The organism is Psychrobacillus sp., assembly GCF_056205495.1.
Window position 1 is genome coordinate 1 of record NZ_JBAEAP010000470.1, and the last position, 8,240, is coordinate 8,240.

Here is an 8,240-nt window from a genome sequence, read left to right on the forward strand (position 1 = left end):
TGAAGTAAATGGTATATCGCTGCTTTTATACGGTCTGGATGGTTTCCTTTTATCCCGAGCTTGTAACCTAACTCGTCAGCACGTACAAAACCAACCCCCTCAACATCTTCTATTAAACGATATGGGTTTTCCGTTAACTTAGCAATTGTTTCTTCTCTATAGGCCTGATAGATTTTCATTGCAACTTGGGGACCAAAACCCCACTCATTTAGCTGAATCATAACCTTTTCTAAGCCTAAATTTTGTTCTAATGTGGCTCTAATAGTTTGTTTTTTATCTTCACCTAGCTTTGGAATAATATCTAGAGATGCTGGATTATCTAAAATTCGATTAATCGCATTTTCTCCTAGTTTCTTAACAATTAGCTCCGCGGTCTTCCTACCGATCCCAGGAAACATATCACTAGATAGATAATGAACAATCCCTGTCTCTGTTGCAGGGACCTCCTTTTGGAACGTTTCGACTTGAAACTGTATTCCATACTTAGGGTGATTTTTAATAACACCTGTAAATTTATATGCTTCTTCTAAAACTAATTGGGGGAAATAACCTGTAACAATTATTTCTTTATCTGTGTATGTAGTATTAGTGGATTTTATCTTTAGTTTTATAATGGAGAATAGATTTTGTGGATTATGAAAGATAGAGACGATTGGCCGACCTGATATAAATTGTTTTTCGTTATTTATTTCATTTGTCATTTCAATCGTCTCCTAACTTCCTAATTGCGTAGTGAAATCATATCGTATACATATCTAGCTTGATCATAGTTTGGTTGTATTGTAAAAGCTGCTTTTAAATGTTTAAGAGCGCTTTCTGTATCAGATGTTGATACCGCATATAAAACTCCCATGTTGTAATGGGCATCTGCGTTTTCTGGGTCTAGCTCTAATATTTCTTTAAAAATTGGTTCTGCTATATCAAACATTTCTAGGCTTGCCAGAGCGATACCATACGTTAGTTTAATCTGAATATCTTTTGTCTCGTCTAATTCGTAAGCTCTTTGAAGATATGGAAGTGCAAGCTTCGTTTGATCAACCTTCTGAAAGCTTTTTCCTAGCATGAAATAAGCATCTGGACCTTCAATGCCATTTGTAATTGCTTTTTCATAAAGCTTCGCAGCTTCTTCAAAGCGCTCCGTATTATAATACAAATTAGCTAAGCTGTAAAAGGCTGTTGCAGCTTTTTCGTCTAATGTGATTGCCTTTTGAAAAACACGTTCTGCACGTTCATTTTCATTCATAGAAGCTAGTAGGTTTCCAAAGTTTATAAAACCAATTGATTCTTCTGGATTTTCTTCAATTGCTTTGTTAAACAATTCTGCTGCTTTTTCATAATTTTCTTCTTGTATTGCTTGTATCCCTAGTTCATTGTAATTCAAATCCAATACCTCCATTAACCAACGTAATCCAATTTAAGACCATCTTTAAAAACCTCGTCTATCGTCGCTCCACCAAGACACTCATCTCCTTGATAGAAAACAACTGCTTGTCCTGGAGTGATCGCACGAACTGGCTGATCAAATACTACACGAACACGATTTTCAGACAGTAGCTCTACGTGAACTCCAACATCTTCCTGACGATAGCGGAATTTCGCTGTACACGTAAAGGAAGATGGTTTGTCTAGCGTAGTTGTAAATGATAAATCAGTAGCTGTAAGACTCGTAGAGAACAAAGCGTCATTGTTAATATTCTGACCGACTAATAAAACATTTCTTGCCAGGTCTTTTCCGATAACAAACCAAGGGTCTCCAGCTCCACCAATACCTAAACCATGGCGTTGTCCAATTGTGTAATACATTAAGCCATCATGTTTACCCATTACTTGACCGTCCATTGTTTCCATAGTACCTTGTTTAGCTGGTAAGTACTGACTTAAAAATTCTTTAAAGTTTCTTTCACCTATAAAGCAAATACCAGTAGAGTCCTTCTTAGTTGCAGTTGCTAAACCTTGTTCTAATGCTATCTCACGGACTTTTTTCTTCTCTAAATGACCGATTGGAAACATGACCTTCTCTAATTGCTCTTGGTTAAGTTGATTTAAGAAATAGGTTTGGTCTTTGTTGTTGTCCTTACCACGCAGCATTCTCGTTTGGCCTTCTTTAACTTCTACTTGTGCATAGTGTCCTGTTGCAAGATAATCAGCTCCAAGTGCCAATGCATACTCTAAAAATGCTTTAAATTTAATTTCCTTGTTACACATTACATCAGGGTTTGGCGTTCTGCCGGCCTTGTATTCTTCTAAAAAGTAAGAAAATACTTTATCCCAATATTGTTTTTCAAAGTTTACAGCATAATAAGGAATACCAATTTGATTACAAACCTTTATAACATCTTCGTAATCCTCTGTTGCTGTACATACACCATTTTCGTCGGTGTCATCCCAGTTTTTCATAAATATACCGATTACATCGTAACCTTGCTCTTTTAGCAGGTAGGCCGCTACGGAGGAATCAACTCCTCCAGACATACCTACTACTACTCTTGTATCTTCTTTTTTCTTCATCATTTAACTCACTCTTTTCAGTTATCCAAGAATAATTTTACTTATTTTATTGGCCGCTTCTATTGCTTCTTTTTTTGTATTGTTTAATCCAAAACTGAATCGCACTGAATTTCTCAGCTCAGGTGTTTTTTCACCATACATCGCTACTAGGACGTGCGAAGGGTCAATGGAGCCAGCGGTACAAGCAGAACCACTTGACGCATCAATCCCAGCTAAATCTAACTGTACGAGAAAAGTCTCCACATCAGTTTTGGGGATACTTACATTTACTACATGAGGTAGTAAATTTTCTAGTGAGCCATTTATTTTGAACTCTACTCCATTTGTTTGTAATTGCTCAACAAATGTATCTCTTAACGCTCGATAATGCTCGTTGCTTTTTTCAATGTTTTGCTGCTTAATTTCCACTGCTTTTGCAAAGGCGACAATTGCCGGAACATTTTCTGTACCTGCACGTTTTTTGCGCTCCTGCTGACCACCATACAATAATGGTTTAAGGTAAATATCCTTATTTTGATATAAAAAACCGATCCCTTTTGGTCCGTTAATTTTATGGCTGGAGACACTGAGCAAATCAATATATGTCTCTTTTACATCAATTGAAACACTTCCGTATGCTTGTACTGCATCTGTATGGAAATATGCTTGATGATCCTTCAATATGCTGCCGATTTCTTTTATAGGTTGAATCGTGCCTACCTCGTTATTGGCAAACATAATGGAAACTAAAATAGTATCTTGTCTTAAAGCGTTTTTCAAGTCATCGATACTGATTAAACCTGTTTGATCAACCGGTAAGTACGTTATTTCAAAGCCTTCTTTTTCAAGCTGCTGACATGCATGCAAGATTGCATGATGCTCAATTTGTGTCGTAATTATATGTTTACCTAAAGCTTTACGGGCATAAGCAGTACCGAATAAAGCGTAGTTGTCTGCTTCTGTCCCGCCACTTGTTATAGTTATTTCAATTTCTTGTGCTCCAATAGATTGAGCTAATATTCTACGAGCATCATCTAATTTTTTTCGAGCAATTCTTCCTGTTTGATGGATACTGGATGCATTTCCATAAACATTATTCATCTCTTCTACTAAAGTGTGGACAACTTGCTCTGCCATAGGTGTTGTTGCAGCATGATCTAAATATATTCTATTCATAGTGAACTCTTAACTCCTTATATATAAAACATGTACCCTTCCAAATCAGGGTTTTCTTCAGTGTATTTGGACAAATCTTCAATCGTTGTCGTATCAAGCACATTTTTAACTGCATCACGAATTCTTAACCAAAGCTCGCGCTGTGCTGCTGCTTCCTCATCTATACCTTCTACAATTTGAATTGGACCCTCTAATACACGAATAACGTCGCCAGCAGTTATCTCATTTGGCGCTTTAGACAGCATATAACCACCATACGCTCCTCTAACGCTTTTTACTAAGCCAGCATTACGTAGGGGTGATACAATTTGTTCTAAGTAAGCTTCAGATAAGGAGTGCTCCGTAGCAATTTGTCGTAAAGCATGTGGACCTTCCCCATACTGTTTCCCTAAAGCTACCATGATGGTAAGTCCATACCGACCCTTTGTTGAAAATTTCAACATTTTCACCTCATTTTAATTTAACAAATTACTTATTTAATCATTCTTAAGTATAATTTTTGCGTTTAATGTTATATTCATCAGGGTATAAAAAATTCTTTCCCTAGTATAGCATAACTCATAGTACTAACGACTTCAAAATGACTTTTAGTGCCATCTTCTATATAATAAAGGAACAAATGTACGTTTTAAAGTACTAAAAATCATTTGTTTCGTAAATGGCTGAGTTAAAATAACAAATATGCAACTAGTTGAAGCTTTTAATTTACTGAAATAGCCAAATATATTCTAAAGCCTTAATAACTTTTCTCTTACAATACTTGGTTTTAGCACCGTTCTGAGAGATTTATCACCGTTCACCGGGGTTTATCACCGTTCGCGCAGTTTTCTCACCACTTAGGCTTAGCCTGATTCACAGATAGAGATAATCTAGATAAATACATAGAAAAAGGAGAGATTCATTTTGCAAAATGAACCGTTAGCCTATCGAATGAGACCACAAACAATAGATGAAATTGCAGGCCAGCAACATGTAATTGGTAAGAATACAGCATTATATAAAATGATTATCAATGGGCATGTTCCCTCCATGCTCCTGTACGGAGATCCAGGTGTAGGCAAAACCTCTTTGGCTTTTGCCATAGCTGGAACAACCAAGCTCCCTTTTGTCGCCTTAAATGCAACTAAAGCTGGTAAGAAAGACGTGGAGGATGTTGTTGCAGATGCAAGAATCAGTGGAAAGATTATATTATTCTTAGATGAAATTCACCGATTCAACAAACTACAGCAAGATACTCTTTTGCCACACGTTGAAAATGGTTCTATCATTCTGATCGGTGCGACAACTGAAAATCCTTTCCATGATGTCAATCCAGCGATTCGCTCCCGTTGTGGAGAGATTAAACAGTTGAAGCGGCTTACTACGGAGGATGTAGACGTTCTTCTAAAAAGAGCTTTAGAGGATAGCGTAAAAGGGCTCGGTAAAACCCCTATTAAAATTACAGATGAACAACGATTAAAGATTGCAGATGCCTCGAATGGTGATGCTCGTAAAGCTTTGACTCTATTAGAATCAACTATTTTTGCAAGCTTTGAAGAAGATGGTATTACCGTAGTAGAAGATTCTACGCTGGATAGCCTTATTGATCGAGTAGGTGTATTTGGAGATAAAAAGGGTTCTCACTTTTATAACTTATTATCAGCACTTCAAAAATCAGTGAGAGGTAGTGATACCGACGCAGCTTTATATTATCTTGCTCACCTTTTAGAAAATGGGGATTTGGTAGCTGTCAGTAGAAGACTTTTGGTAATGAGCTATGAGGATATTGGACTTGCCAATCCTGCAGTAGGACCGCAAGTATTAGCGGCAATTCAATCAGCAGAAAGACTAGGGCTTCCGGAAGCACGTATTCCACTCGCAAATGCAGTAGTTTTAATGTGCTTATCCGAGAAATCCAACTCTGCATATGTAGCACTTGATAAAGCGATCAGCAGTATCCATGCGGGTAAAACTGGGGATATTCCAAGTCATTTAAAAGATACTCATTACGCTGGTGCGAAGGAACTTGGGCATGGGGGCTATGTATATCCTCACGATCATAAAATAGGAACGTTCGGTGGTTGGGTGAAACAAACCTATCTTCCAGATAATTTAGTCGGTACAAGATTTTATGATCCGATAGATGCTGGAGAAGAAAAGCGATTGGCAGCTATTTATAATCGTTTGGAGAACTTTAAGAAGGAAAAATAAAGTCAAAAGAGAACACAAGTCATATAAATTTAAAACGCTACCGAAAGCATCGGTAGCGTTTTGTTTTGTCTCATCTTTTAAGCATGCTTATAAGGATTATACACCCATTTTTCTTCGTGTATTGCTCACCTTTTTAGTTTGTTGACTTTTCATTTTTTGGTTAGCTGCTGGACCAGTCCCTTTCAAGTTACCGCCACTAGCTTGGTTTTTCTTTTCTTCTAGCTTTTGTTTCACAGCTTCTTGAAGAGTCATTTTTTTCTTTGGCTCTTCCTGATTTGTTGTTTCAGTCATTTTAAATTCCACCTCGTTTGAAATGTGATTAGTTTTAGTATAAGTGATGTAAAAAAAACTGCAACCTATTTACTGCACTCTATTAATTGTAATATTTTTTGTAATGTCATTTATTACCCAACTAGCACAAATTAAACCTACCACAGACGGCACAAATGCATTAGAGGAAGGTGGCATCTTAGCTTTACGGATAGCAGCATCTGGTTTTCCAACTGTTTCTACTACATCTTCTCTCACTACAATAGGACTTTCATCTGAAAATACAACCGGAATTCCTTTAGTGATTCGATCTTCCTTACGTAACTTTGTACGTATGACTTTTGCAAGTGGATCGGTATGTGTCTTAGAAATATCAACAATTTTAAATCTCGTTGGATCTGTTTTGTTGGCAGCTCCCATACTAGAAATTATTTTAATGCCACGCTTTAAACATTCTTTCATCAAATGAATTTTATATATTATTGTATCCGATGCATCTATAACATAATCAATTTTCATATCAAAAAATTGTTCATACGTTTCTTCGGTATAGAACATATGCATATCAATTACTTCACAATCTGGATTAATGTCTGCTATTCTTTCTTTCATTACCTCAGATTTTGATCGTCCTACAGTAGACATGTAAGCGACTAATTGACGGTTAATATTTGTTATATCCACATTATCCTTATCTACTAAAATTAGTCTACCCACACCACTTCGGGCGCATGCTTCCGCGGCAAATGACCCAACGCCTCCTACACCCAAAATAGCTACTGTTGTATTCTTTAACAGCTCTACTCCTTCTCTTCCTATCGCAAGTTCATTTCTAGAAAATTGATGTAACATAAAAAACACTCCATTTATATAAGATTAGTTGGTTTTATCTTTTCTACTCAAATATTATCACATTAGTTCCAGGCAAGTGCTATTCTATTAATATTTTACCCTCGAAAATTTATTATAAACGATGGAGTGTACTATGGTACACAGATAACGTATTTACTAAATTCACTAATTTTATAGGGTTGGGAAATGCTAAATTGGATTAGAGTAACTCTAATTTCCAGTTTATTTTTAGGCTATGTTAAAGGGTAGGGTTGATTTATGATGCAATGAAATCTTTAATCAGAGAGTAGAATTGATTTCCGCCCCAGCCGGACGCTTTCCTCGGGGTGAGCGATAAGCCATCACCCATCGCTTACGCGCGTGGTTGTGATGTCTTATCTGTCTCACTCATCCCGTAGGAGTCGCCGTCTGGGGCTCCAATCAATAAATGAGAACAGCTTTAGCATCGATAAAGTGCTAATCAATTTACTCGCATAAAAAAAGCTGAAAAACTGTAACCAACCAATTTCATCATCTATTTATGTTCTTAATAGCCATTTGAACGTTCTTTTTTATGTTTACAGTCACTATAAAAAAGAATTTTCAGTCAAAATCAACCAATAACTTTAACAAAGCTTATTTTTATAAGAATAATGACATCTAGATCCTTTAAATTATGAGAATATAATCGAGTTTTGTAAGAGCAAATGTATTTTTCATTCCACTAAAAAAGTCCCCTGCAAATACAGGGGACTTTTTTAAATAGACGAATCCCAATCGTGCCGACTAATAGTGCTTATCGTTTTGAACCCGCACAGAGCAGGTGGGTGTCCTCTTTACTGTCTTTGAAGTCCCTAACTAGAGGGCATGTCATTAACAATAAAAGTCAGACTCCCGACGATATAATTGTTCGGTCAAAACTGATTGGCGTTTCGCGAACACATCAGGATTCGTATTACTTGTATAATAGCATATCCCTTTTAAAACTTCAATGAAAATACCATGATATTATTTGACTATTCAGAATCATGAAGTGTAGTAGATATATCATATATAACACCTTTCTTCCATATCCTTCCCCTTCTCTCACACTTACAAACCTCGATAAAAATACTCTATAAAACTAGTCCTAGATATCCTTGTCTATGAATAATATACATAGACAAGACATTAAACGGAGGGCTCTATGTGAATTCACTAACCACTTATTTTATATTAGGTATATCTTTGGCTGCACCAATCGGCCCTGTAAAGGCAACCTTACTGAACACTGGCATAAAAAACGG

8 protein-coding genes and 1 other RNA gene are annotated in these 8,240 nt (G+C 36.6%); 1 reads left to right on the top strand and 8 read right to left on the bottom strand.

Annotated features, from left to right (window positions below):
* The 5 genes from AC06OU_RS13585 to cymR all read right to left on the bottom strand — a co-directional run.
* Window positions 1-701 (bottom strand): helix-hairpin-helix domain-containing protein (locus AC06OU_RS13585; RefSeq protein ID WP_475856454.1); only part of this gene is annotated, 701 nt, incomplete at its 3' end.
* Window positions 702-721: 20 nt separating this feature from the next.
* Window positions 722-1,381 (bottom strand): tetratricopeptide repeat protein, encoded by a 660-nt coding sequence (locus tag AC06OU_RS13590; RefSeq protein ID WP_475856456.1) that lies wholly within the window; start codon window positions 1,379-1,381, stop codon window positions 722-724.
* A gap of 14 nt (window positions 1,382-1,395) precedes the next feature.
* A complete protein-coding gene (gene mnmA / locus AC06OU_RS13595; RefSeq protein ID WP_298470374.1) occupies window positions 1,396-2,511 on the bottom strand; it encodes a tRNA 2-thiouridine(34) synthase MnmA in 1,116 nt (371 codons plus the stop codon).
* 18 nt (window positions 2,512-2,529) lie between these two features.
* Entirely contained in the window at window positions 2,530-3,663 is a 1,134-nt protein-coding gene (locus tag AC06OU_RS13600; protein ID WP_475856458.1) for a cysteine desulfurase family protein, read from the bottom strand.
* Window positions 3,664-3,680: 17 nt separating this feature from the next.
* Window positions 3,681-4,103 (bottom strand): cysteine metabolism transcriptional regulator CymR, encoded by a 423-nt coding sequence (gene cymR / locus AC06OU_RS13605; protein WP_340885928.1) that lies wholly within the window; start codon window positions 4,101-4,103, stop codon window positions 3,681-3,683.
* Between the two features lie 463 nt (window positions 4,104-4,566).
* Between cymR and AC06OU_RS13610 the strand changes: the two genes are divergently transcribed.
* Window positions 4,567-5,853, top strand: coding sequence for a replication-associated recombination protein A (locus AC06OU_RS13610; RefSeq protein WP_475856460.1), 1,287 nt, complete (start codon window positions 4,567-4,569; stop codon window positions 5,851-5,853).
* 96 nt (window positions 5,854-5,949) lie between these two features.
* Here the strand turns inward: AC06OU_RS13610 and AC06OU_RS13615 are convergent, their stop codons facing one another.
* The 3 genes from AC06OU_RS13615 to ssrS form a co-directional block, all read right to left on the bottom strand.
* A complete protein-coding gene (locus AC06OU_RS13615) occupies window positions 5,950-6,144 on the bottom strand; it encodes a hypothetical protein (RefSeq protein ID WP_475856461.1) in 195 nt (64 codons plus the stop codon).
* Between the two features lie 69 nt (window positions 6,145-6,213).
* A complete protein-coding gene (locus AC06OU_RS13620; protein WP_475856463.1) occupies window positions 6,214-6,975 on the bottom strand; it encodes a tRNA threonylcarbamoyladenosine dehydratase in 762 nt (253 codons plus the stop codon).
* Between the two features lie 745 nt (window positions 6,976-7,720).
* Window positions 7,721-7,907, bottom strand: a non-coding RNA gene (gene ssrS, locus AC06OU_RS13625) — 6S RNA.
* Between the last annotated feature and the right edge of the window lie 333 nt (window positions 7,908-8,240).

Bases quoted from the DNA above. Each gene is read 5' to 3' on its own strand.
- mnmA (WP_298470374.1), bottom strand. From the start codon at position 2,511: ATGATGAAGAAAAAAGAAGATACAAGAGTAGTAGTAGGTATGTCTGGA.
- AC06OU_RS13600 (WP_475856458.1), bottom strand. From the start codon at position 3,663: ATGAATAGAATATATTTAGATCATGCTGCAACAACACCTATGGCAGAG.
- AC06OU_RS13615 (WP_475856461.1), bottom strand. From the start codon at position 6,144: ATGACTGAAACAACAAATCAGGAAGAGCCAAAGAAAAAAATGACTCTT.
- AC06OU_RS13620 (WP_475856463.1), bottom strand. From the start codon at position 6,975: ATGTTACATCAATTTTCTAGAAATGAACTTGCGATAGGAAGAGAAGGA.